20 protein-coding genes are annotated in these 21,759 nt (G+C 67.4%); 8 read left to right on the plus strand and 12 right to left on the minus strand.

The features are described 5' to 3' along the window. Positions 1-4: 4 nt before the first annotated feature. The 7 genes from RAM80_RS01650 to RAM80_RS01680 form a co-directional block, all read right to left on the minus strand. Positions 5-1,048: a WD40/YVTN/BNR-like repeat-containing protein gene (locus RAM80_RS01650; RefSeq protein ID WP_416424494.1), complete on the minus strand. Its 1,044-nt coding sequence runs from the start codon at positions 1,046-1,048 to the stop codon at positions 5-7. Between the two features lies 1 nt (position 1,049). Next, the gene (locus tag RAM80_RS01655) at positions 1,050-2,399 is read right to left on the minus strand and encodes a DUF1329 domain-containing protein (RefSeq protein WP_416427396.1); all 1,350 of its coding nucleotides are present in this window, start codon (positions 2,397-2,399) and stop codon (positions 1,050-1,052) included. Between the two features lie 24 nt (positions 2,400-2,423). Next, positions 2,424-4,097 (minus strand): DUF1302 domain-containing protein, encoded by a 1,674-nt coding sequence (locus RAM80_RS01660; RefSeq protein WP_416424495.1) that lies wholly within the window; start codon positions 4,095-4,097, stop codon positions 2,424-2,426. Between the two features lie 78 nt (positions 4,098-4,175). After that, positions 4,176-5,306 (minus strand): FAD-dependent oxidoreductase, encoded by a 1,131-nt coding sequence (locus RAM80_RS01665; protein WP_416424496.1) that lies wholly within the window; start codon positions 5,304-5,306, stop codon positions 4,176-4,178. Between the two features lie 32 nt (positions 5,307-5,338). Then, positions 5,339-6,346 carry a fumarylacetoacetate hydrolase family protein gene (locus tag RAM80_RS01670; protein WP_416424497.1) on the minus strand — a complete coding sequence of 336 codons (1,008 nt, stop codon included), beginning with the start codon at positions 6,344-6,346 and terminating at the stop codon, positions 5,339-5,341. 108 nt (positions 6,347-6,454) lie between these two features. Continuing rightward, entirely contained in the window at positions 6,455-6,787 is a 333-nt protein-coding gene (locus tag RAM80_RS01675; RefSeq protein ID WP_416424498.1) for a Rieske (2Fe-2S) protein, read from the minus strand. 3 nt (positions 6,788-6,790) lie between these two features. Continuing rightward, positions 6,791-7,729 carry a VOC family protein gene (locus RAM80_RS01680; RefSeq protein WP_416424499.1) on the minus strand — a complete coding sequence of 313 codons (939 nt, stop codon included), beginning with the start codon at positions 7,727-7,729 and terminating at the stop codon, positions 6,791-6,793. Positions 7,730-7,953: 224 nt separating this feature from the next. Here RAM80_RS01680 and RAM80_RS01685 point away from each other — a divergent pair, with 224 nt between their 5' ends. The 3 genes from RAM80_RS01685 to RAM80_RS01695 all read left to right on the plus strand — a co-directional run bounded on the left by RAM80_RS01685 (position 7,954) and on the right by RAM80_RS01695 (position 10,932). Further along, a complete protein-coding gene (locus tag RAM80_RS01685; RefSeq protein WP_416424500.1) occupies positions 7,954-8,877 on the plus strand; it encodes a LysR family transcriptional regulator in 924 nt (307 codons plus the stop codon). Positions 8,878-9,142: 265 nt separating this feature from the next. After that, positions 9,143-10,492 carry an amidohydrolase family protein gene (locus RAM80_RS01690; protein ID WP_416424501.1) on the plus strand — a complete coding sequence of 450 codons (1,350 nt, stop codon included), beginning with the start codon at positions 9,143-9,145 and terminating at the stop codon, positions 10,490-10,492. After that, the gene (locus tag RAM80_RS01695) at positions 10,489-10,932 is read left to right on the plus strand and encodes a GlcG/HbpS family heme-binding protein (RefSeq protein WP_416424502.1); all 444 of its coding nucleotides are present in this window, start codon (positions 10,489-10,491) and stop codon (positions 10,930-10,932) included. Before RAM80_RS01690 ends, RAM80_RS01695 begins: the two co-directional genes overlap by 4 nt. Here RAM80_RS01695 and RAM80_RS01700 read toward each other — a convergent pair. Next, on the minus strand, positions 10,923-11,849 hold the full coding sequence (locus RAM80_RS01700) for a LysR family transcriptional regulator (RefSeq protein ID WP_416424503.1): 927 nt from the start codon (positions 11,847-11,849) through the stop codon (positions 10,923-10,925). The genes RAM80_RS01695 and RAM80_RS01700 overlap by 10 nt on opposite strands. A 240-nt stretch (positions 11,850-12,089) precedes the next feature. After that, on the minus strand, positions 12,090-12,566 hold the full coding sequence (locus RAM80_RS01705) for a Bro-N domain-containing protein (protein ID WP_416424504.1): 477 nt from the start codon (positions 12,564-12,566) through the stop codon (positions 12,090-12,092). Between the two features lie 532 nt (positions 12,567-13,098). On the opposite strand from RAM80_RS01705, the gene RAM80_RS01710 reads away from it, so the two are divergent. Next, positions 13,099-14,148: an FUSC family protein gene (locus tag RAM80_RS01710; protein ID WP_416424505.1), complete on the plus strand. Its 1,050-nt coding sequence runs from the start codon at positions 13,099-13,101 to the stop codon at positions 14,146-14,148. A 1-nt stretch (position 14,149) separates the two neighbouring features. On the opposite strand, the gene RAM80_RS01715 is transcribed toward RAM80_RS01710, so the two are convergent. After that, positions 14,150-15,310: an MFS transporter gene (locus RAM80_RS01715; RefSeq protein ID WP_416424506.1), complete on the minus strand. Its 1,161-nt coding sequence runs from the start codon at positions 15,308-15,310 to the stop codon at positions 14,150-14,152. A 112-nt stretch (positions 15,311-15,422) separates the two neighbouring features. Between RAM80_RS01715 and RAM80_RS01720 the strand changes: the two genes are divergently transcribed. From RAM80_RS01720 to RAM80_RS01730, 3 genes are all read left to right on the plus strand, one after another. After that, positions 15,423-16,004, plus strand: a complete 582-nt coding sequence (locus RAM80_RS01720; protein ID WP_416424507.1) for a TetR/AcrR family transcriptional regulator — start codon at positions 15,423-15,425, stop codon at positions 16,002-16,004. Between the two features lie 219 nt (positions 16,005-16,223). Continuing rightward, positions 16,224-18,179 carry a DNA topoisomerase III gene (locus RAM80_RS01725; RefSeq protein ID WP_416424508.1) on the plus strand — a complete coding sequence of 652 codons (1,956 nt, stop codon included), beginning with the start codon at positions 16,224-16,226 and terminating at the stop codon, positions 18,177-18,179. A gap of 58 nt (positions 18,180-18,237) precedes the next feature. Next, positions 18,238-18,717 (plus strand): DUF2938 family protein, encoded by a 480-nt coding sequence (locus RAM80_RS01730; protein ID WP_416424509.1) that lies wholly within the window; start codon positions 18,238-18,240, stop codon positions 18,715-18,717. Positions 18,718-18,936: 219 nt separating this feature from the next. Here RAM80_RS01730 and RAM80_RS01735 read toward each other — a convergent pair whose 3' ends face one another. Together RAM80_RS01735 and RAM80_RS01740 are read right to left on the minus strand one after the other, a co-directional pair. Next, on the minus strand, positions 18,937-19,248 hold the full coding sequence (locus RAM80_RS01735) for an AzlD domain-containing protein (protein ID WP_416424510.1): 312 nt from the start codon (positions 19,246-19,248) through the stop codon (positions 18,937-18,939). Next, on the minus strand, positions 19,245-19,943 hold the full coding sequence (locus tag RAM80_RS01740; RefSeq protein WP_416424511.1) for an AzlC family ABC transporter permease: 699 nt from the start codon (positions 19,941-19,943) through the stop codon (positions 19,245-19,247). The genes RAM80_RS01735 and RAM80_RS01740 overlap by 4 nt, the downstream gene beginning before the upstream one ends. A gap of 358 nt (positions 19,944-20,301) precedes the next feature. On the opposite strand from RAM80_RS01740, the gene RAM80_RS01745 reads away from it, so the two are divergent. Then, the gene (locus tag RAM80_RS01745; RefSeq protein WP_416424512.1) at positions 20,302-21,750 is read left to right on the plus strand and encodes an NCS1 family nucleobase:cation symporter-1; all 1,449 of its coding nucleotides are present in this window, start codon (positions 20,302-20,304) and stop codon (positions 21,748-21,750) included. Positions 21,751-21,759 lie beyond the last annotated feature (9 nt).

Below are 21,759 nucleotides of genomic sequence, written 5' to 3' on the forward strand. Positions count from 1 at the left end.
GGGCTTACTCCGCTAAAGACTGGGTGGGCGCCGCGCTCAGGCGCAACGGGCCGGCAAAACCAACGCCCACCAGGCTGCCGTCGCTGGCCTCGGCCACTGCCGCCAACGGCGCACCGGCCGCCTGTGGCAAGGGCGCAAGGCCGCTGCCGTCGAGGTGACCCTGCAGCACCGCGCCGGCCTGGTTGACCAGCAGCAAGCGCCGCTCGCCAGCCCAGGCGGCGTTGATGGACACCGGCAGCGGGTTGCTGATTGCATTGAAGCTGTCGCCCTTGAGGCTAAACAGGTGGCCGCGCAGGCCGCCCAGCAACACCTCGCCACCGGGCAACAGCGCCAGGCTGAAGAAGCTGCCGTCGTAGGGGCTGGGCAGCGCCGCGAAATGCTCGCCGCCGTCGCCCGAGTGCAGCACCAGGCCCTGCTCGCCGGCCAGCCACAGCTCGCCGCCGCGCTGGGCCACGGCGTACAGGTGCAGGCCCTGCGGGTTGGGCAGGCGCCCGGCCCAACTGCTCCAGGTGGCGCCGCCGTCATCGGTGGCCAGGGCCAGGCCGTAGGCACCGACCACCAGGCCATGGCGCGCGTCGCTGAAGCTCAGGGCCAGCAGCGGCTTGTCGGCGCCGTCGGCCACCAGCCGTTGCGCGGCGGCCAGGCGCTGGGGGTTGCCGTCCTGCTCCGCCGCAGCCAGTTCCAGCGCCGCCGCCTTGCGGCCATCGAGCTGCAACTGCCAGTGCTCGCCGCCGTCCTGGCTGTGCAGCACCACGCCGCCGTGGCCCACGGCCCAGCCCTGCTGGCCGTCGACAAACTGCACGGCAGCCAGGCTGGTGCTCACCGGCACCTGGGCCTGGCGCCAGCTGGCGCCGTTGTTGTCCGACAGCAGCACGGTGCCGCGTTCGCCCACCGCCACCAGCCGCGCACCGGCCCGGGCGACGCCCAGCAGCACCGCGTGCAGCGCCTGGGCCGACTGCACGGCCGGCTGGGCCAGCACGTCGGCGGCGTGGGCGCCCTGCCCGGCCAGCGCCAGGCACATTGCGCTGATCAACAAGGTGCGGTTCATCTCAGCGCACACCTTCGCCGGCCAGGGCATCGGGGGTGAACACCGAGTCCTTGTAGGCCTGCACCACGCGGTACTGCTCGTTCTTGCCGGCGAAGATGTCACCGGTGAACCAGGCCCCGGACAGCAGGTCGTAGAAGCCGTTGGTCAGGGTCACCACGCCGGGCATGTCGGGCAGCACCACCGGGGTCGTCCACAGGGCCTTGGCCAGCTGGTTCTGGGCGTCGTAGCGCTCGCCGAGCACGGCGGCCCAGGTGTCCTCGTCCAGGTAGTAGGTGCTGCGCGGCATCACGTGGCGCTTGCCGGGCTTGAGCGTGGCTTCCACCACCCACACGCGGTGCAGTTCCCAGCGGATGTCCGCCGGGTTGAGGTGGTGTTCGCCCAGCAGGTCAGTGGGCTTGGCGGCGGTGAACACCTTGTTCGAGTTGTAGGGGATGTACAGCTCCTTCTTGCCCACCAGCTTCCAGTCGAAGCCGTCGATGCGGCCGTTGAACACGTACAGCTCGTCGAAGCTCATCACCCCGGCGGTGGCCGGTGTCGGCGTGTCGCAGCAGGCGTTGGGCAGGCGCCGCACCCGGCGCTGACCGGGCAGGTAGGTCCACACGCCGGCGTTGTTGGCGTTGAGGTTCTCGCGGCCGGTGATGGCCTCGCCGGCGCGCAGGGGTGGGCCGTCGTTGGTCATGCGGATGGTCCAGAACACGCCGTCCTTCTGGCCGCCGTCAGGCAGGTACCAGGGCATCTGCAGGTCGGCCTTGGAATCGTTGGTGAGCACATGCTTGCCGTCGGCGGTGGTCAGGTACTGGGTGAAGTCGGCGTGCCAGGACGCCCCGCGCCAGCGCAACAGGTGGTTCCAGATGGCCTCGGCGCCATTCTTCGGAATCGGGAACGGAATGCCGCCCGAAGCGTCCTGGGGCATGGGCCCGGCAGCGCCGTCCACCAGCTTGCCGTTGATGGCGTTCTTGTAGGTGGCGTCGTACACCGCTTGTGGCGCGGCGGCGGTGCGGTGGGTGGGGTACACGTCGAGGTGGTAGCTGTCAGGGTACTTCTTCAACATCGCCAGGGTGCCGGCCGAGAGCTTGTCGGCGTACTGGGCGGCGTTCTGCGCGGTGATGGTGAACAGCGGCTTTTCGGTGGCGAAGGGGTCGCCACGCTTGCCGCCGTCCTTGTAGGCCGGGTCGGCCTGGGTCAGGCCGCCGTTCCAGGCCGGGATGCTGTTGTCGGCGTTGCCGGCACGGGTGGCGCCCAGGGGCGTGAGGGTGGTCTTCAGGGTGTCGGCTTCGCTGGCGGGAACGGCGGCCATCACGCCCTGGGCCAGCAGCAACGACGACGCCAGGGCAGTAAGCAGCAAGGTCATGGGTTTCATCGACTGATCCTCGGTTCAGAAAGTACGGCTGACGCTGAAGGCCACGAAATCCCGGTCCTTGAGCGACTGTTCGAAGGTGTAGTTGTTGTTTTCATCGAGAAAGGTGTTGGCCGGCCCGTAGTAGTGGGTGTAGGTCAGGCCCAGGTTCCAGGTGTTGAGGTAGTTGCCCTTGATACCGATGTTCATGTCGCCACCGCGGTTGGTCCCGAATTGCGTGCCCAGGGCCTCGGAGGCGCCGTGGGTGTAGCTGATACCCACGGGGATGCTCACGTCCATGCCGGGGAAGAACTGCCGGTACATGGGCTCGTACACGGTGCGCAGGCTCCAGGCGTCGCGGGTGGCGTTGGGGTCCACGGCGTCGGGGTTGCGGGTGACGCTCAGGGTGCGGTTCCACGCCAGCTCGCCGATGAAGCTCGACTCCTGGGCCACCACGGTGGGCCCGAAGCTGGCCAGCCACGACAGGTTGGCGTGCAGGGTGTGGCCGGTGGCGTACAGGGCGTCATCGGCGTCGTTGGAGATGCTTTCACCGGCCAGCAGCGTGCGCTGGTTGGTGGACGCCAGCGGTTGGTGCCAGCGGGTGGACAGTTCGCCGGCGATGTTGAACTGCTCGACGGTGGTGGAGAAGCTGGCGCCCAGGGCCTCGATGCCTTCGGGGTACACCCAGTAGTACTCGCCGGCCTGGCCGGTGACCGGGTTGAGGTTGGCGAAGTCCGGGCGCACCAGCAGCTGCGGGCTCTTGTCGTGGTAACGGATGGCATACACGCCGTAGTCCACGGTCTCGGTGCGCCACTTGATCTGCACGCCGCCCTGCCCCGAGTCCTGGGCGTTCTTGTTGCCGCCGCTGTAGAACGCCAGCGGCTGGCCGCCAGGGATCACCGCATCGCCTGCGAACAGGCGCTCGTTGCCGTTGCCGATGCTGTCGAAGCTGGAGAAGTAGCTACCGGCCGCCGGCAGGCGGTTGGCCTCCCACTCGAACTGGTAGTAGGCGCCCACCGACACGTCCGGGGTCAGCTGGAACTGCCCGGACATTTGCCGCACCGGGCGGATCAGCTCCTTGAACTGGGTGTTGGGCACCGACAGGCCCTTGACCACGTCGATGGGCGCCATGCCGCCGGCGATGCCGTTCATGCCGTAGAACAGGCTTTCGCCCCACTGCATGGCGTACTGGCCGATGCGCCCGGACACCGGCATGTCGCCCCAGTCGGCCTTGCCGTAGATGAAGGCATCGAGAATCTCGCCCTCGCGGCCGTGCAGCTTGCGGGTCTGGTCGGTGAAGTGGTCGTAGTCCACCGAGGTGCTGTTGTTGGTGCCCGGCGAATTGTTGTCGTTGCTCTTGTTGTAGACGTCGTCGTACCAGGCCGCGCCGCTGACCCGGGCGCCGACGTTCTGGTAGCTGATGTCGAACTCGGACAGCAGGTCCAGGCGGTCGGAGATCATGCCGCCGCTGAAGTTGCGGTCGCCGTCATCACCGTTCACCGCGGTGGTGCCGGTGGTGAGCTTGTCGCTGCGGCCCTCGGTGCGCCAGGCGGCGCTGTATTTGAGGGTGTTGTCCCAGCGGGTGGTGATGTCGGGGTTGCCGGTGTCGAACTGAAAGGCCTGGGCGTTGCCCGCCAGCAGGCCGAACATCATCAGGCTCAAGGCGAACGGCGGGTGCGCGCCGCGCGGCACGGTGAAGTGCAGACGTACCATGGGAAAACCTCATCTGTTGTTCTTGTTATCAGGTTCGCCGCGCCCAGCGTGGGGCGCGGTCGTGTCACAAGGCGGCGCTCAGATCTCTTCGGCGGTCAGCGCCAGCATCGTGCGCACCAGGCCCACGCGGTCGAAGCCGTGGTCGTGCTCGATTTCCTTGTCCCCCGCCAGAATCGAGCTCTCGCTGATGAACTTGCAGCGCTCGTAGCGGCGTTCCATGAACTGCTGCAGCAAGGCCTCGACGCCCTGCCCGCCCTGGGCGCCCATCAGCTCGCCCAGCACCACGGCGTCCTCGATGGCCATGCCAGCGCCCTGGCCCAGGTGCGGCGTGGTGGCGTGGGCGGCGTCGCCGATCAGCAGCACGCGGCCGCGGTACCAGGGCTCGCTGACGAACACCACCTCCATGGGCTTGTACACCACCTGGCTGCTGTCGGTGATCTGCTCGCGCAGCTCGCCGATCAGGCCATTGAAGCCGGCCAGGCGCTTGCGCATCTCGACGGCCAGGGTGGCGTTGTCCATCCACGGGTTGCCCGGCTCGTAGCTGGTCAGGTACAGGTACATCAGGTCATCGGCCAGCGGGCACAGGCCGGCGTTGCCGTCCGGGCCCAGGTAGTTGGCCAGGTGGTCGATGGCCGGGTCGCGCTTGAAGTTGTGGCGCCAGACCGACTGGCCGGTGTGGCGCGGCGTGTAGGTGTCACCGAACAGCAGGGTGCGCACCTTGGAGAACAGGCCGTCGGCGCCCACCACCAGGTCGTAGCGGCCCTGGCTTGCATCGGTGAAGGTCACGTCGACGCCGCTGGCGTCCTGCACCAGCGCCTCGACGCTGGTGCCCAGGCGAATGCGCGTGCCCAGCTCCAGCGCGGTGCTGCTCAGTACCTGGTGCAGGGCCAGGCGCGAGATGCCGACGTTGGCCGGGTACTGCGGGCCCGCCAGGCGCTGGCCGGGAATGCGCGCCAGGGTGTGGCCGTCGGCGTTGTACAGGGCCACGTCCTCGAACGGGAACGCCGCGCCCAGGTAGCCGTCGAGCACGCCCAGGCGGGCCATCTCGCGCACCACGTTGCACTGCTGGATGATGCCCACGCCGTACACCGTCCACTCGCCCTTCAGCTCCACCAGGTCGACGTCGATGCCCTTGCGGCGCAGGGCGATGGCTGCGCACAGGCCGCCGATGCCACCGCCCACTATCAGGACCTTGCTCACTGCTGTCATGGTTATGCTCCGTCTTGTTCTTATTGGGGGTATCAGCGTTCGTCGACGCAGGGGTTGCGCTGGGTGCCCAGCTTGGCGATGGTGCCTTCCATCAGGTCGCCGGCTTGCAGGAAGCGGTTGTAGTGGGTGCCGTTGCCCGAGGGCGAGCCGCTGCAGATCAGGTCGCCGGGCAGCAGTTGCACGCTCTGGGAGATGAATTCGATGATGCGTGCCACGTCGAAGATCATGTCGGCGGTGCTTTCGTCCTGCATCACCTGGCCGTTCAGGCGCAGGGTCAGTTGCAGCTCCTGGGGGTTGCCGACGTAGGCGGCGGGTACCAGGTACGGGCCCATGGGCAGGAAGGTCGGCGCGTTCTTGCTGCTCAGCCAGTCCATGCCCATCTGCGGGATGTCGGGGCGGAACACCTTGGTGCGCTCGGTGAGGTCGTTGACCACCACGTAGCCAGCCACGTGGTCCAGGGCGTTTTCGCGGCTGACGCGGCGCGCCGGCTTGCCGATGACCACGCCCAGCTCCAGCTCCCAGTCAGGCTTCTTGCTGCCGGCCGGAATGATGATCGGGTCGAACGGCCCGGTGACGCTGGAGGCCACCTTGTTGAACACGAACGGCTTGCCTTCGCGGGCACGCTTGTTCATCAGCTCCACGGCGTAGGCGCGGCGCTGGGTGTTGTCCATGCCGTCGGTTTCGAACTGCGGGTCGTCGACGATCAGGTCCACCACGTGCTTGTGGTAGTTGGCACCCGAGCAGAAGATCTGCCGCGGCAGGTCCACCGGGGCGTGGTAGTGCACCTGGTCGAGCCCCAGGAACGGCAGGCCCTGCTTGTCCGCCGCCAGCTGGCGCGCCAGGCGGTCAAGCTGGGCGAAGTTGTGCTCCCAGTGTTCCAGCAGGCCCAGCACGCTGTGGGCGCCGCGCAGTTCGGCCAGGTGCGCCAGGGCAGCCACGGCAACCACCTGGTCGGCGACCACAAGGCCGGCGAAGCGCGGGCTGCCGGCAGCGGAAAAGGTGCCCAGGGCAAACGGTGTTTCGATCGATGGATGAGTCATTATTGTCTCCAAGGTCGTGCAATCAGGTTCGGGGCTGGGCAGGGATTTGACTAATCGCATGTTCGGATGCGATGTATCGCCAATCGCGATACCTGGCCGCCCACGTTTTCAAAACTGTTCAAGCATCAGCCAGCCGTCTTCGATGCGGTGTGCCAGGGCCTCCAGGTGCTCGCCACGGCACGGCCCGTATAGACATTCGCCGCTGTGCGGGGCGAACTGCGCGCCGTGGGCGTAGCAGATGATTCGCTGGCCATCGGCAGACAGGTAGCGGTCCTTGCGGTATTCCAGCGGCACGTCCAGGTGCGGGCAGCTGTTGCGGTACACCCGCACCTGGCCTGCGTGGCGCAGGGCGAACACGGTGTCGCTGCCCACCCCGTGGGGGTCGAAGCCGCGGGCCTGGCCCTCCAGCAACTGGCCGGCCGGGCACAGGGCGATGGCCATGGCTCAGCCCTGCTTGGCCGGCGGGCCGCCGGGCGCCCACTTTTCGCGGCCGGCAAACAGGAACAGCTGCGAGTTGTCGGCCGACATCGGCGCCTGGCGCGCGGCCCACGCGTCGTCGTGCTTGTCCATGTCGGCGTCGTACTCGATGTGGCAGCCCAGCGGGCTGTTGAAGTACCAGAACCAGTTGGAGCCCAGCAGGTGGCGGCCCGGGCCCCAGAAGCTGGTCCAACCCTTGGCCGCGAAGCGGGTGCCCGCCAGCAGCACTTCGGTGCCGCTGCCCAGGTGGAAGGTGAAGTGCTCGCAGCCCTTCATGTGCGGCGGGGTCTGGATCATGAACAGGCTGTGGTGGTCGTCCGAGCCTGCCGGGCGCATGAACGGCCCCACGCCGACGAAGCGGTCGGTGGTGCGGAAGCCCAGGCGCTGGTAGAACGCCTCGGCCTTGGCGGAATCGGGCACGAAGTACACCACGTGGGACAGGCTGCGCGGCGCGGCGGGCATGTCCGGGCTGATGCCGATCTGGTTCAGCGGCCGCTGCGGCGCGCTGCCGGGGGCGTTGGTGAGGTCCGCGCTGGCGCTGTAGGGGCGGCGCACGCTGATCTGGAAGGCGATGGCAAAGCCCATGTCGTCGACGCTGTGCAGGGTGCCATCGGCGTCCTTGTGCACCGCGCGGTCGCGGCCCAGCTCGTCCTCGATGGCATCCAGGTCGGCGGCGCTGGCCACCCCGTACACGGTTTCGCGCAACGACGGCGCCGGGCCGATGGCCGCCGGCAGCGTCGGGTCGTCAAAGCGGCGGATCACCACCGCCGTGCCGTCCAGCGCTTCAAAGCGCCCGCCCTGCTCGCTGACGCCCACCGGCGCCAGGCCGTAGTCGGTGAGGCAAGCGGTGCAGGCGGGCACGTCGTCGACGCCAAAAACCACGGCATCAAGGCCAAGGATATTCATGCAGACCACTCCATTGAAATTATGATTGGGCCGCGCTCGGCGGCCGGTGGCATGCCCGGCAGACCGGGATGCGGCACAGAGTGGCGCCCGTCTTGGCAGCTGACTAATCGTGTGTGGGGATGGCATGTATCGGCGTTCGCGATACCTGTGGCCAGGCTTGACGCGCTGATGGTTTGCCGCGAAGGTATCGAGAAAACAACTACAAGAAACCGTGAGCACTCGCCATGCGCTTCAACCACCTGGACTTGAACCTGTTGGTCGCCCTCGACATCCTGCTCGAGGAGCAGAACATCACGCGCGCCGCCGAGCGCCTGCACATGACCCAGTCCGCCACCAGCGGCGTGCTGGGGCGCCTGCGCAGCTATTTCGAGGACGAACTGCTGGTGCAGGTGGGGCGCAAGATGCAGCCCACGCCCTATGCCCTGGAGTTGATGGAGCCGGTGCGCGACGTGCTGCTGAAAATTCGCTCGTCCATCACCAGCAAGCCGGCGTTCGACCCGTCCACCAGCAAGCGCCACTTCCGCCTGGTGACCTCCGACTACCTGATCAGCGTGCTGCTGGCCCAGGTGATCGAGAAAATCAGCCAGGAAGCACCGTTCATCACCTTCGAAATGCTCGGCCCGGGTGACAACTCCAGCGAGTTGCTGGTGCGCGGCGAGGTGGACCTGATGATCGTGCCCGAGCGCTACGTGCTCGAAGACCACCCTTCCCAGCTGCTGTTCGAGGAAGAACACGTGTGCGCCGTGTGGAACGGCAACACCCAGGTCGGCGACAGCCTGACCCTGGAGCAGTACATCAACCTGGGTCACGTGTCGGTGGGCTTCGGCCGCACCCGGCACATGAGCATCGAGGAGTGGTTCATGAACCAGTACGGCGTCAGCCGCCGCCTGGAAGTCATCACCAACGACTTCAACACCCTGCCCCAGCTGGTCATCGGCACCCAGCGCGTGGCCACCATGCACGGCCGCCTGGCGCGCTTGTACGCCAAGCACCTGCCGCTGCGCATCTTGCCCACCCCGGTGAAAATCCCGCTGATGCGCGAGTTCATGCTGTGGCACCGCACCATGGACGGCGACCCGATGCACCGCTGGTTGCGCGAGCAGATCGGCGGGATTATCCAGGGCCTGGAGCAGCCGTTGGCGGCGTGAGCGTCTTGTGGGAGCTGGCTTGCCAGCGAGCTTTTATGGCCCCAACAGCTCGCTGGCAAGCCAGCTCCCACAGGATGTAGCAACTGTCTTCGCGGCGACTGCTTTGGTGGGCTCTGTAGCCGCTGCCGCCAGGCCGCGTCTGGCAACTCCGCGCCAACCCAGGTATTGAACCGCTCAATACCTGGCCATCAACCCAATCTGTTTCCCCACGCCCCCCAGGCTCGCTAGCCTCGCCCCATACTCATAACAACAGCGAGCCGCCCCGATGAGCGCCCTTCACCTGCACTGCAAGACCCTGTTCGACAGCACCAGCCTGGCCCCACGCACCCAGCAGACGCTGATCGCCAAAGACGGCGTGCTGACCTACGTCGGCCCCACCAGCCAGGCCCCCGCGCCGCAACCGGGCGATACCCTGGTGGACGCCGGCACGCACTTCGTCATGCCGGGGCTGGTGGACGTGCACACTCACCTTGCGTTCGGCAACGCGCAAAGCGAGGAAGACATCGACCTGTGGACCAGCGACGAATTCCGCGCCCTGCGCGGCATGTTCTTCGCCCAGCACGTGCTGGCCGCCGGCGTCACCAGCATGGTCTGCCCCGGTGACAGCGGCCAGTTGAGCATCTCGGTGCGCAACGCCATCAACGCCGGGTTGTTCGAAGGCCCGCGCGTGGCCGCCAGCAGCCGGGTGATCACCAACCGCCAGAGCCTCAACGACTGGTTCCCCAGCCGCGTCGGCGCCCCGGAGTTCTTTACTGCGCGCCTGGTCACCAGCCGCAGCGAAGCCATCGCCGAGATCCGCACCCAGGCCAAGGACGGCGTCGACCTGATCAAGATCGCCATGGACGGCACCCACCGCCGCCCCGACGGCTCGATCATCGCCGCCTTCACCGCCGATGAAACCCGGGAGATGGTCGACGAAGCCCACCGCCTGGGCTGCAAGGTGGCCACCCACGCCTACGGCCGCGAAGCCGTGCTGTACGCCGCCAAGGCCGGGGTGGACCTGGTGTTCCACGCCTTCTACATGGACGACGACTGCATCGAGGCGCTGCTGCAATCGGGCAGCATCCTGGCGCCGACCATGACCTTCCCGCAGAACACCGTGGACTTCTGCCAGCCCCACGACCCGGCCATCACCACCGGTTACGCCGGCTACTGCGCGCGCACCCTGGAGGTGGGCTCGGCGGTGCTCAAGCGCGCCAAGGCGGCGGGCATCCCGTTTGCCTGCGGCAGCGACTCGGGCTTTGCCGTCACGCCTTACGGCGAGTGGCACGCGCGCGAACTGGAGCTGCTGGTCACGCGCCTGGGCTTCACCCCCGCCGAGGCGCTGTTCGCCGCCACCAACGTGGGTTCGCGCTGCATGCCCAAGGGCAACACCCTGGGCACGCTTGAGGTGGGCAAGCAGGCCGACTTCCTGGTGCTGGATGGCTCGCCGCTGGACGACATCCGCCTGCTGCAGGACCGCAGCCGCTTCAAGGCGGTGTACAAGGGTGGCCAGCCGGTGAACCTGGCGCGCAGCCCCTACAACCCCAAGCAGGTCTCGGACTTCAACTCGCTGAAGTGGACCGACCTGTACACCCGTGACCGCGTCGCCCAACTGGGGAAATGGACCGTATGAACCACCTCGACCTGCACACCGCCACCCTCATTGCCAGCCAGGCCATTGCCAGCGGCCGCGAGCTGGGCTTGCGTCCACTCGCCGCCGCCGTGCTGGACGCCGCCGGCCACCCGCTGGCCGTGCTGCGCCACGAACAGGCGAGCTTCCTGCGCCCGCAAATCGCCACCGGCAAGGCCCGCGGCTGCCTGGGCATGGGCCTGGGCGGGCGCGAACTGGCGCGCCGCGCCCAGGCCATGCCGGCGTTCTTCGACGCCATTAACAGCCTCACCGACGGCCAGGTGATTCCGGTGCCCGGCGGCGTGCTGATTCGCAACGCCCAGGGCGTGCTGCTGGGCGCCATCGGCATCAGCGGCGACACCTCCGACAACGACGAACGCTGCGCCCTGGCCGCCATCGACAGCGCGGGCCTGGTGGCCGACACCGGCGACGCTCAGGCCTGACCCAGCGCCGCGGCCTGCGCCACCAGCAGGCCGCGGAACCAGGCCAGCGCTGGGTCGTCCTGCTGGTAAGGGTGCCACTGCAGCACCTGCAACGCCTGGGGAAACGCCAGCGGCGCCGGCACCACCTTCACCCCGTGGGCGTCGGCAAACGGCTCGGCCTGGCGCCGGAACAGCGTGGCCACCCGCTGGCTGCCGGCCACGAACGCGGGTACCAATGCAAAGCTTTCCACGGTGATGCCCACCTTGCGTTCGATACCCTGCTCGGCCAGGAACGCCGCGTCCATGCCCAGGGTGCGGCCGTCGGCGAACTCGCGCACCACGTGTTCCGCCTGGCGGTAGGCGGCAAGGCTCAGGCCCTGGGCGTGCACCGACCGGGCGCAGACAATGCAGCACCACTGGTCCACCAGCAGCGGCGCATGGGGGTAGTCACTGTTGAGCCGGCGCTGGGGCACGATCACGCAATCGCTGCGGCGGTAGTCCAGCGCCTCGCTGACCACGTCGCCGCCGCGCGGCAGCGGCAGGTCGCGCAGGGCCAGGCGCACCTGCGGCGCCACCTGCGCCAGCACCCGGCTGACCGCCGGCATCAGCACCGCCGCCACGTAATCCGAGGCAACCACGGTAAAGCGCCGCTGGCAGCTGCCGGGGTCGAACGCGGCCGGCGCTTCGATCACCTCGCGCGTCAGCGCCAGCGCCTCGCGCACCTTGGGCAACAAGGCCTGCGCCCGCGCCGTGGGCTCCAGCCGCCGGCCCACGGCCACCAGCAGCGGGTCGTTGAAGTGTTCACGCAACCGCCCCAAGGCCGAACTGGTGGCCGACTGCCCCAGGTTCAGGCGCTCGGCGGCGCGGGTGACGTTGCATTCGCTGAGCAGGGCTTCGAGGGCCACCAGCAGGTTGAGGTCGAGACGTTGGTAGCGCATGGGGCATCCTGGGTGTTAGGCCAGTGGATACCTTAGCGAAGGGGTGTGGTAGCGAACCAATCGAGATAGGCGCAGGCCAGGTATTGCCAACATCGATAGCTCATTGATCCCACACGCCCCGTAGCCGCTGCCGCCAGGCTGCGCTGGCCCCTGAGTACACTGAAGATCTTCAGCGTGGCTCAAGGCCAGCGCAGCCTTCGGCAGCGGCTACGAGAGTTGCGCATGGCCGGGAGAATGGGGTCAGGCCCATACTCGCCACCACGGGGCTTTGTGCGGGCGGTTGATGGGCAGCACCTCGGGCATATCACGCAGGCGAATCCACGGTTCATCCTGCCAATACAGCACCTTCACCTGCCCGCCATGGGCGCACATGGCCGTCACCGCCGGCACCTCGCCGGGGCCCATGCGCCGCAGCGTCGGCACCACTTCCAGCGTCAGCCACTGGCGCAGCGCGCGGTTCTCCGGCATCTGGCTGTGCATGATCAAGGTCACCGCGCCGGTCTCGCTCACCAGCAGGTGCCGGCCCCACTCCCCGTCCAGCTGCACCCACGCCTCGCGGTGCTGGTCGGCGTCCAGGCTGCGGATGCGCCGCTCCACGAAGTGCACGCCCATCAGCCGGCCCAGGTCGTGCAGGCACAGCCAGGCCTGGTCCTCGATCATCAGCGCGCGCAAGGGCAGTTGGTGGCGGAAAAAGGTGGTAGCGACGAAGGTGGCCATGGTGGAAGCTCCTTGCAGGTGAAGGGCTGCCACGGTGGTTGGGGATTGAGGTGGCAGCTGCGTGCAGGTTAGCGAACCGGTGGGACGACCGGCAGACTCGAAAGTCTCCCACACGCAGCTGCCATAACACTTATCGCAGGCAAGGTTGCCTGAAACAAGCGGTATGGTGCTGCGGCGTTCCCATGCAGGTCGCTAAACCTGATCTCCGAGGCTTCGGAGACGGTGCGCAGGGTAAGGGCGTACCTGGGAAGTGGCAATCAAAGGAGTGTTAAGGGTTGTGTCGAGCCCGGCGTAGCAACAACTGTCTTGTGGGAGCTGGCTTGCCAGCGAGCTTTTATGGCCCCAACAGCTCGCTGGCAAGCCAGCTCCCACAGGAGGTAGCAGCTGCCGAAGGCTGCGTCAGCGGTGTGACAGGTGTAACGCGGGGCCCCGGACGCGGCCGGCGGCCGCTGCTACGGGTTTTGCAGTGGACCCAATTGGGCTGCGAGCGTGCATAATGGGCGCCCCGACCCACCGCCCTACACGGACCCTCATGAAGGCACTGCGCCCCAGCCGCTTACCGTTCCTGCGCCCCCTGCTCGACCCGCACCGCCGTTACCTCTACGCCCGCTACATCCACGCCGGCCGCGTGGCGGTGGGCCTGCTGGCGTCCATCTTGCTGACCACAGGGCTGAGCCTGCCCCATGGCGAATGGGCGTCGGTGACGCTGCTGATCGTGATCGGCGGCCTGCAGCACCAGGGCAACATCGGCCGCAAGTCGCTGGAACGCGCCTATGGCACGCTGATCGGCGCGGCCATTGGCCTGGCGCTGGTGTTGCAGCAAAGCTACCTGCACGAGCAGTGGCTGACGTACGTGGCCATGTCCACGGTGTGCGGGTTCTTTGCCTACCACGCCATCGGCAAGGGCGGCTATATCGCGTTGTTGTCGGCCATTACGGTGTTCATCGTCGCCGGGCACGGCGACAACCCTATCAGCGATGGCCTGTGGCGGCTGGTGGACATTTTGATCGGCATCGCCCTGGCGCTGGCGTTTTCCTTCGCCATCCCGCTGTACGCGGTGTACTCGTGGCGCTTCAGTTTGGCCAAGGGCTTGCGCGGCTGCGCCAAGGCGTACGGGCGTATTCTCAACGGCCACTCGGTGACCGACGACGAGCACCTGAAGCTGGCCGCACAACTCAACGGCATCATGGTGCAACTGCGCTCGTTGATGCCGTCGGTGTCCAAGGAGGTGCGCATTCCGCTCACCGAGCTTGAGGTGATCCAGGGCCAATTCCGCCTGTGCCTGAGCACCCTGGAGCTGCTGTCCAACCTGCGCCCCAAGGACCACGGCGACTGGCACGCCTGGCTGCACCCCGAGCACCGGCAGATCAACCGCCAGCTGATTGCCATGGCCCGCGCCCTGGAGACCGGCGCCACCGACCGCCTGGCGCGCCAGGCCGAGCGCGGCGCCGAGATCGAGCACGCCGTGGTGCCGGCCAGCCAGGACGCCCAGGGCTTCCGCCTGCTGACCCTGCAACTGGCCAGCAACCTGGAAGCCATGCGCCTGCGCCTGCACAAGACGTCCAAGCGCTGGAACCTTTGACTCAGGCCTGCTGAGGCACCCGGGCCGGCGCGCGGAAGTGGCCATAGCCCACCAGCACCAGCCCCGCCAGCGCCAGCACGCCACCCGCCGGGGCTACCCATTGGTAGCCCAGGCCCAGGGCCAACACGCCGCCACCCAAGGCAGCCCCCAGGCCATTGCCGAGGTTGAAGGCGCCAATGTTGACCGACGACGCCAGCCCTGGCGCGTCGTGGGCGGACTGCATCACCCGCGCCTGCACCAGCGGCACCAGCCCGAAGGCCGACGCGCCCCACACCACCATCACCAGCACCGCACTCACCTGCCCTTGCAGCAGCGCGGGCATGCCCAGCATCAGCGCCGCCATCACCAGCAGGACGCCGATCAGCGTGCCTTCCAGCGAACGGTGGGCGAGCTTGCCGGCGATATAATTACCAGCGGTGAAACCGATCCCAATCATGACCAGCAACAAGGTCACAAAGGTCGGTGTGGCGTGGATCAGGTCCTGCATCACCGCGGCGATGTAGGTGTACAGGGTGAACATGGCGCCGGCGCCCAGCACCGTGGTCAACAGGGCCCGCAGCACGTCACCGCGCACCAGCACCTGCAGCTCGCGACGCACGTCGGGCTTCTGCCCGCTCTCGCCACGTGGCAGCCACAGCGCCAGGCCCAGCATGGACAACGCGCCCAGCCCGGCGGTAGCGGCGAACGCCATGCGCCAGCCGATGTTCTGCCCCAGCCACGTAGCTGCCGGCACGCCGCCGATGTTGGCGATGGTCAGGCCCAGGAACATGGTGGCCACCGCGCTGGCGCGTTTTTCCGCCGGCACCAGACTGGCCGCTACCACCGAACCGATGCCGAAGAACGCCCCGTGCGCCAGGCTGGTGACCACCCGCGACAGCACCAAGGTGTCGTAGCCCGGCGCCAGCGCCGAGAGCAGGTTGCCCACGGTGAAAATCGCCATCAGCAGCAACAGCGCGGCCTTGCGCCGGTACGGTGCCAGCAGCAGGGTCATCAGCGGCGCCCCCACCATCACGCCAATGGCGTAGGCGCTGATCAGCAGCCCGGCGGTGGGGATGGACACGTGCACACCATCGGCGATCACCGGCAGCAGGCCCATGGGCGCAAACTCCGTGGTGCCGATGGCGAAGGCCGCCAGGGCCAGGGCGAACAGGATCAACTTCATGGGTGGACCTCCAGGTCACAGGGGCGAAAACATACTCGCCAGTAGCATTTGATCAAAAAGGCTACTCTTGAGTAACATTACTCACAAGTAAAATTTCCCTGCCGGAACCGCCATGTCCACCCCTACCCTCACCAAGGGCGAACAGACCCACGCCCGCCTGCGCAGCGCCGCCGCCGCCGAGTTCGCCCGGCGGGGTTTCCACGAGACCAAGGTCAGCGACATCGTCAAGGCCAGCGGCCTGACCCAGCCCACCTTCTATAGCTACTTCGACAGCAAGGAAGCCGCCTACGAAGAACTGGTGGGCGAGTTTCGCCGCCGCCTGGAGGCGCTGATCAGCACCCTGCTGATCAAGACCGCCCTGCACCCCGCCGAGCTGCTGGACAGCGTGGCCACCAGCTTCCTGCGCTTCTTCGACTTCCTGGCCCAGGACCCGGACCTGACCCAGATCGGCTTCTTCCAGCCGCCCGGCTGCACCCAGACCAAGGCCGGCATGGCCAGCTGGATCGGCAGCAACATTGCCAAGGAGCAGCAGATAGGCCTGTTCCGCACCGATATTCCGGCGGACATGATCGGCAAATGTTTTGTCGGCATGGTCGACCAGATGGCGCGGGAGACGGTGGATGCCGAAACGCGCCGGGCGAATGCGCGGTATTGCGCGGGGTTGTTGTGCGAGGGGTTGTGGGTGAAGGGTTAACGCCTATTCATGGGCGAACCACCAAGGCTGGCAACGCCGCTCTTTCAGGCCATGGCACGGTGCAACAAATGTAGCACCGTGCCATGGCCTGAGGGATTCGCATCGCCTGCTCAGAGGCACGGCAACAACATGCTGTATATCCATACAGATTTTGCTTGCCTGGCGCGCAGGGTTTCCTCATCCTATGCAACTCGACCACCACTGAAGACACCCACGGCCATGCGCCTCTACCTCTGCGAAAAACCCTCTCAGGCCAAGGATATCGCCAAGGTGCTCGGCGCCAACCGGCGCGGGGATGGCTGCTGGGTGGGCACGGACGTGACGGTGACGTGGTGCATCGGCCACCTGCTGGAAACCGCGCCGCCCGACGCCTACGACGAGCGCTACAAGCGCTGGGTGCTGGCCGACCTGCCCATCGTGCCGGAAAAGTGGAAGATGCTGGTCAAGCCCAAGACCGCCAGCCAGTTCAAGGCGGTCAAGCGCCTGCTGGGCGAGGCGCGCGAGCTGGTCATTGCCACCGACGCCGACCGCGAGGGCGAGATGATTGCCCGTGAGCTGCTGGAGCACTGCCGCTACCGCGGCCCGGTGCAGCGCCTGTGGCTGTCGGCGCTGGACGACGCGTCCATTCGCAAGGCCCTGGCGGCGCTGAAGCCGGGCGCAGAAACCTTCAGCCTGTACCATTCGGCCCTGGGCCGTTCGCGTGCCGACTGGCTGATCGGCATGAACATGAGCCGGCTGTTCACCTTGCTCGGCCGGCAGTCCGGCTACCAGGGCGTGCTGCCCGTGGGCCGGGTGCAAACGCCTACGTTACGCCTGGTGGTGGACCGCGACCGCAGCATCGCCGCGTTCGTGCCGGCGCCGTTCTGGGCCATCGACGTGCAGCTCGACCCACGCGGCCTGCCCTTCACCGCCCAGTGGTGCCCGCCTGAAGACGCCTGCGACGACCAGGGCCGCTGCCTGCAGCAACCCCTGGCCCAGGCGGCGGCCGCGGCGCTGCGCAGCGGTGCCCCGGCGCGGCTGGTCAAGCTGCGCACCGAGCGCATGCGCGAGGTGGCGCCCCTGCCCTTCGACCTCGGCACGCTGCAGGAGGTGTGTTCGAAAAAGCTCGGCCTGGGCGCCCAGGAAACCCTGGACATCGCCCAGGCGCTGTATGAGCAGTACAAGGTCATCACCTACCCGCGCAGCGACTGCGGGTACCTGCCCAACAGCCAGCACGGCGAGGCGCCGGGCATCATCGCCGCCCTGGGCCGCGCCGACCCGGCCCTGGCCGAGCTGATACCGCACATAGACCCCAGCCGCCGCTCGCGGGCCTGGAACGACGCCAAGGTCAGCGCCCACCACGGCATCATCCCCACGGCCGCCGGCACCGACCTGGGCCGCCTGGCCGGCAAGCAGCGCGCGGTGTACACGCTGATTCGCGCGCGCTACCTGGCGCAGTTCCTGCCCAACCACGAATTCGACCGCACCCAGGCCGACTTCGACTGCGCCGGCCAGCGCCTGCGCGCGGTGGGCAAGCGCATCGTCGAGCCGGGCTGGCGCCGCGCCCTGCCCGAGGCCCTCACGCCCGCCAAAGGCCGCGAGGCGCCAGCCCCCCAGGCCTTGCCGGCGCTGCGCGAAGGCGCCGACTACGAGGTGGGCGACGTCAACCTCAAGGACCTGTGGACCCAGCCGCCCAAGCCATTCACCGAAGGCGACCTGATCAAGGCCATGAAGAACGTCGCCAAGCTGGTGGAAGACCCGCGCCTGAAGCAGAAGCTCAAGGACACCACCGGCATCGGCACCGAGGCCACCCGTGCCGGCATCATCCAGGGCCTGATCGACCGTGGTTACCTGAACAAGAACGGCAAGGCGCTGAACGCCACGCCCGCCGCTTTCAGCCTGATCGACGCGGTGCCGCGGGCCATCGCCGACCCCGGCACCACGGCCATCTGGGAGCAGGCGCTGGACATGGTGCAAAGCGGCGAGATGAGCCTGGAGGAGTTCGTGGCCAAGCAGTCGGCCTGGATGAGCCGCCAGGTAGAGCGCTGCGCCGGGTTGAGCCTGACCATCAGCGGCCCCGCCAGCCCACCGGGGCGCGGCGCGCCATGGAAGAAAAAACGCAAGGGCGCACCGCGCAAGCCAGCCGCCCAGGGCGCGGCGCCGCGTGCGCGCAAACCCAAGGCCGCAGCCACCTGAAACGGCGCAAAACTGCTATTGTCGCAGGCCTTCGACTCTTGGAAAGGATACCCCCCAGATGCTCGCTTTTCTCGCGCTGTCGGTGGTCATCGGCGCCGGCGCCACCGCCCTGCTGGACCTGTGGAACCTGCTGCTGAACAGAACCCTGGGCCTGCCGATTCCGGCCTGGCATTTCGTGGGCCGCTGGTTCGCCGGCCTGCCGCGCGGCCACTTCGTGCACCGCCAGGGCATCGGCAAATCCGCGCCCGTGCCCAATGAACTGGCCATCGGCTGGGCCATGCACTACGTCACCGGCATGGTCTTCGCCGCCGCGCTGCTGCTGATCTGGGGCCTGGACTGGGCGGCGCAACCACGCTTCGCCCCGGCGCTGATCGTGGGCCTGGTCACCGTGGGCGCCGGCTGGTTCATCCTGCAACCGGGCATGGGCGTGGGCATCGCCTGCTCCGGCGCGCCGAAGCCGGCGCTGGCGCGCTTGCTGAATGTGGTGGGGCACGTGGTGTTCGCCATCGGCCTGTATGGCACGGCGCTGCTGGTGTAACCCTTGTAACCTTTGCAGGCCAGTCGCTGACGCAGCCTGGCGGCAGCTCCCACCAGGCAGTTGGTGCTACGCGAAGATCGCGTCGCCTGCATCGCGGCCAAGGCCGGCTCCTACCCCGAACGGTGTAGGAGCCGACTTTAGTCGCGATGCAGGCGACGCCATTTCAAGCCAGTTGCTGCGACGTCGGCTCCTTGCGCGATATCGATCGCGGTCAAGCGCTTAAAGCCACCAACGCAGGGCAAAGAAGAACGCCATGCTGAGGATCATGCTCAGCAAGGTGTTGCGGGTAAACAGCACCAGCCCTACCGCCACCACCGAGCTGATCAGGTAGGGGTTGTCCCAGTGCAGGTTCAGCTGTTTGTCGGGCATGAACACGATCGGCCCGCAGATGGCCGTGAGCATGCCCGGCACCGCAAAACCGAGGAACTGCCGCGCGTTGCTGCTCAGGCGCACCGGCAGGCGCGGCTCCAGGAACACGTAGCGGTTGAGAAACACCAGCACGCCCATGCCGATAATGACGACCCAGATCATGAACGGCTCCCCCACAGTTTGTTGCAGACAAAGCCGGCACTCATGCCCGCCAGCCCCGACAGCACCAACGCCGAGCCCCAGTGCCAATAACTGAACAGCACCGAGCAGCACAGCGACACCGCTACGCACACCAGCGTCGGCACGTTGCGCACCACCGGGGTGATCAGGGCGATGAAGGTGGCGGCGATGGAGAAGTCCAGGCCCAGGTGCTCGATGCCCGGAATGCTGCTGCCCAGCAGGATGCCGGCCAGGGTAAACAGGTTCCACGCCACGTAGAAGGTCAGGCCCACGCCCAGGGCGTACCAGCGGCTGAAGGTCTGCTGGTCGTAGCGGCTGGTCAGGGCGAACAGTTCGTCGGTGAGCAGGAAGCCCAGGCCCACGCGCCAGCGCCCGGGCAGGCCGGCAATCATCGGGCGCATGCTCATGCCGTACAGCAGGTGCTGGGAGGTCAGCAGCAAGGTGGTCAGCAGGATCGACACCACCCCGGCGCCGCCCTTGAGCATGCCGATGGCCACCAGTTGCGCGGCGCCGGCGAAGACGATGGTCGACAGGCCCTGGCCTTGCCAGGGAGTGAGGTTGGCCTCGATGGCCATGGAACCGGCCAGCAGTCCCCAGGGCGCGGTGGCCAGGGACAGCGGCATGATGGCAGCGGCGCCGCGCAGGAACGCCTGGCGCGGCAAAAGGGTATTGGGCATGTTCTTATTGAAGGCTTGCGGAAACGGACAGCGACTGTGCCAGAGCGCGGCGGGCCTGTCTTGAACGATATTGCGCAGTTGCCATCGCCTCACCCCGTAGCAGCGGCCGACGGCCGCGTCCGAACGCAACGCGGATCCCAGCCATACCGCGCCGGGTCCGGACGCCGCCTGCGGCAGCTGCTACGGGTGGTGCGCACGCGACCCATCGCGGCGCACTGTGTTTGGGCGGGTATGCACTCATGCGTGGCATTGCACTCCCGCCAAAGCCCTGAACCCCGCAATCTAGAGCCAAAACCGCTTTGGCACACATTCTGCCTATTACCTCGTATACAAAAAACCAGAACGAGGGAGACAAGGCATGTCGGATAACCACCCTACCCACTACAGCCCCAGGCTTTACAACTACGACCTGGGCCCCACGGCGCAAACCTGGAGCTGGTACAACATCTTCGCGTTCTGGATGAGCGACGTGCACAGCGTCGGCGGCTATGTGTTCGCCGCCAGCCTGTTTGCCCTGGGGCTGGCCAGCTGGCAGGTGCTGATCGCGCTGCTGGCGGGCATCTGCATCGTCCAGGTGATCGCCAACCTGGTGGCACGGCCCAGCCAGCAGGCGGCCGTGCCCTACCCGGTGATCTGCCGCCTGGCGTTCGGGGTGTTTGGCGCGAACATTCCCGCGGTGATTCGCGGGTTGATCGCCGTGGCCTGGTACGGGGTGCAGACGTACCTGGCGTCCAGTGCGCTGGTCATCGTGGTGCTGCGCTTCTTCCCTGAACTGGCCCCTTACCAGCAAGTGACCTTCGCCGGCCTGTCGTACCTGGGCTGGTTCGGTTTCCTCGCGTTGTGGGTGGTGCAGGCGCTGGTGTTCTGGACCGGCATGGAGTCCATCCGCCGCTTCATCGACTGGGCCGGCCCCGCCGTCTACGCGGTGATGTTCGCCCTGGCCGGCTGGATCGTCTGGCGCGCCGGTTGGAGCAACATCAGCTTCACCCTGGCCGAGAAACACCTGGCCGGCTGGGAGGCCGTGGGCCAGGTGATCATGGCCACGGCCCTGGTGGTCTCGTATTTCTCTGGCCCAACATTGAATTTCGGTGATTTCAGCCGCTACTGCCGCAGCATGGCCGATGTACGGCGCGGCAACTTCTGGGGCCTGCCGATCAACTTCCTGGCGTTCTCCCTGGTGACCGTGGTGATTGTCTCGGGCACCCTGCCGATCTTCGGCGAAATGATCCACGACCCCATCGCCACCGTGGCGCGCATCGACAACACCACCGCCGTGCTGCTGGGCGCCTTCACCTTTGTCACCGCCACCGTGGGCATCAACATCGTCGCCAACTTCGTTTCGCCGGCCTTCGACTTCGCCAATGTCTCGCCCAGCCGCATCAGCTGGCGCATGGGCGGCATGATCGCCGCGGTGCTGTCGGTGTTCATCACCCCCTGGAACCTGTTCAACAACCCCCAGGTCATCCACTACACCCTGGACGTGCTGGCCGCCTGCATCGGGCCGTTGTTCGGCATCCTGCTGGTGGACTACTACCTGATCAAGCGCCAGCACATCGACGTCGACGCGCTGTTCAACGACGGCCCCAGCGGCCGCTACTGGTACAGCAACGGCGTCAACTGGGTGGCGGTGAAAGCCCTGGTGCTGGCGGCCGGCGCGGGCCTGTGCATCACCTTCGTGCCGTGGCTGCAGCCCATGGCCAACTTCGCCTGGTTCACCGGCTGCGCGCTGGGCGGCGCGGTGTTCTACGGCTTGAGCCTGGCGGCCCGCCGCACGCCGGCCGGCGCTGCCCAGCCCGCGCCGCTGTAAGGCGCACCC

Source organism: Pseudomonas sp. App30 (genome assembly GCF_047947025.1).
Classification (GTDB): Bacteria; Pseudomonadota; Gammaproteobacteria; order Pseudomonadales; family Pseudomonadaceae; genus Aquipseudomonas.

Bases quoted from the DNA above. Each gene is read 5' to 3' on its own strand.
- RAM80_RS01715 (WP_416424506.1), bottom strand. From the start codon at position 15,310: ATGAAGTTGATCCTGTTCGCCCTGGCCCTGGCGGCCTTCGCCATCGGC.
- RAM80_RS01695 (WP_416424502.1), top strand. From the start codon at position 10,489: ATGAACCACCTCGACCTGCACACCGCCACCCTCATTGCCAGCCAGGCC.
- RAM80_RS01700 (WP_416424503.1), bottom strand. From the start codon at position 11,849: ATGCGCTACCAACGTCTCGACCTCAACCTGCTGGTGGCCCTCGAAGCC.
- RAM80_RS01740 (WP_416424511.1), bottom strand. From the start codon at position 19,943: ATGCCCAATACCCTTTTGCCGCGCCAGGCGTTCCTGCGCGGCGCCGCT.
- RAM80_RS01685 (WP_416424500.1), top strand. From the start codon at position 7,954: ATGCGCTTCAACCACCTGGACTTGAACCTGTTGGTCGCCCTCGACATC.
- RAM80_RS01725 (WP_416424508.1), top strand. From the start codon at position 16,224: ATGCGCCTCTACCTCTGCGAAAAACCCTCTCAGGCCAAGGATATCGCC.
- RAM80_RS01675 (WP_416424498.1), bottom strand. From the start codon at position 6,787: ATGGCCATCGCCCTGTGCCCGGCCGGCCAGTTGCTGGAGGGCCAGGCC.
- RAM80_RS01720 (WP_416424507.1), top strand. From the start codon at position 15,423: ATGTCCACCCCTACCCTCACCAAGGGCGAACAGACCCACGCCCGCCTG.
- RAM80_RS01655 (WP_416427396.1), bottom strand. From the start codon at position 2,399: ATGACCTTGCTGCTTACTGCCCTGGCGTCGTCGTTGCTGCTGGCCCAG.
- RAM80_RS01735 (WP_416424510.1), bottom strand. From the start codon at position 19,248: ATGATCTGGGTCGTCATTATCGGCATGGGCGTGCTGGTGTTTCTCAAC.
- RAM80_RS01690 (WP_416424501.1), top strand. From the start codon at position 9,143: ATGAGCGCCCTTCACCTGCACTGCAAGACCCTGTTCGACAGCACCAGC.
- RAM80_RS01680 (WP_416424499.1), bottom strand. From the start codon at position 7,729: ATGAATATCCTTGGCCTTGATGCCGTGGTTTTTGGCGTCGACGACGTG.
- RAM80_RS01730 (WP_416424509.1), top strand. From the start codon at position 18,238: ATGCTCGCTTTTCTCGCGCTGTCGGTGGTCATCGGCGCCGGCGCCACC.
- RAM80_RS01710 (WP_416424505.1), top strand. From the start codon at position 13,099: ATGAAGGCACTGCGCCCCAGCCGCTTACCGTTCCTGCGCCCCCTGCTC.
- RAM80_RS01665 (WP_416424496.1), bottom strand. From the start codon at position 5,306: ATGACAGCAGTGAGCAAGGTCCTGATAGTGGGCGGTGGCATCGGCGGC.
- RAM80_RS01660 (WP_416424495.1), bottom strand. From the start codon at position 4,097: ATGGTACGTCTGCACTTCACCGTGCCGCGCGGCGCGCACCCGCCGTTC.
- RAM80_RS01650 (WP_416424494.1), bottom strand. From the start codon at position 1,048: ATGAACCGCACCTTGTTGATCAGCGCAATGTGCCTGGCGCTGGCCGGG.
- RAM80_RS01670 (WP_416424497.1), bottom strand. From the start codon at position 6,346: ATGACTCATCCATCGATCGAAACACCGTTTGCCCTGGGCACCTTTTCC.
- RAM80_RS01745 (WP_416424512.1), top strand. From the start codon at position 20,302: ATGTCGGATAACCACCCTACCCACTACAGCCCCAGGCTTTACAACTAC.
- RAM80_RS01705 (WP_416424504.1), bottom strand. From the start codon at position 12,566: ATGGCCACCTTCGTCGCTACCACCTTTTTCCGCCACCAACTGCCCTTG.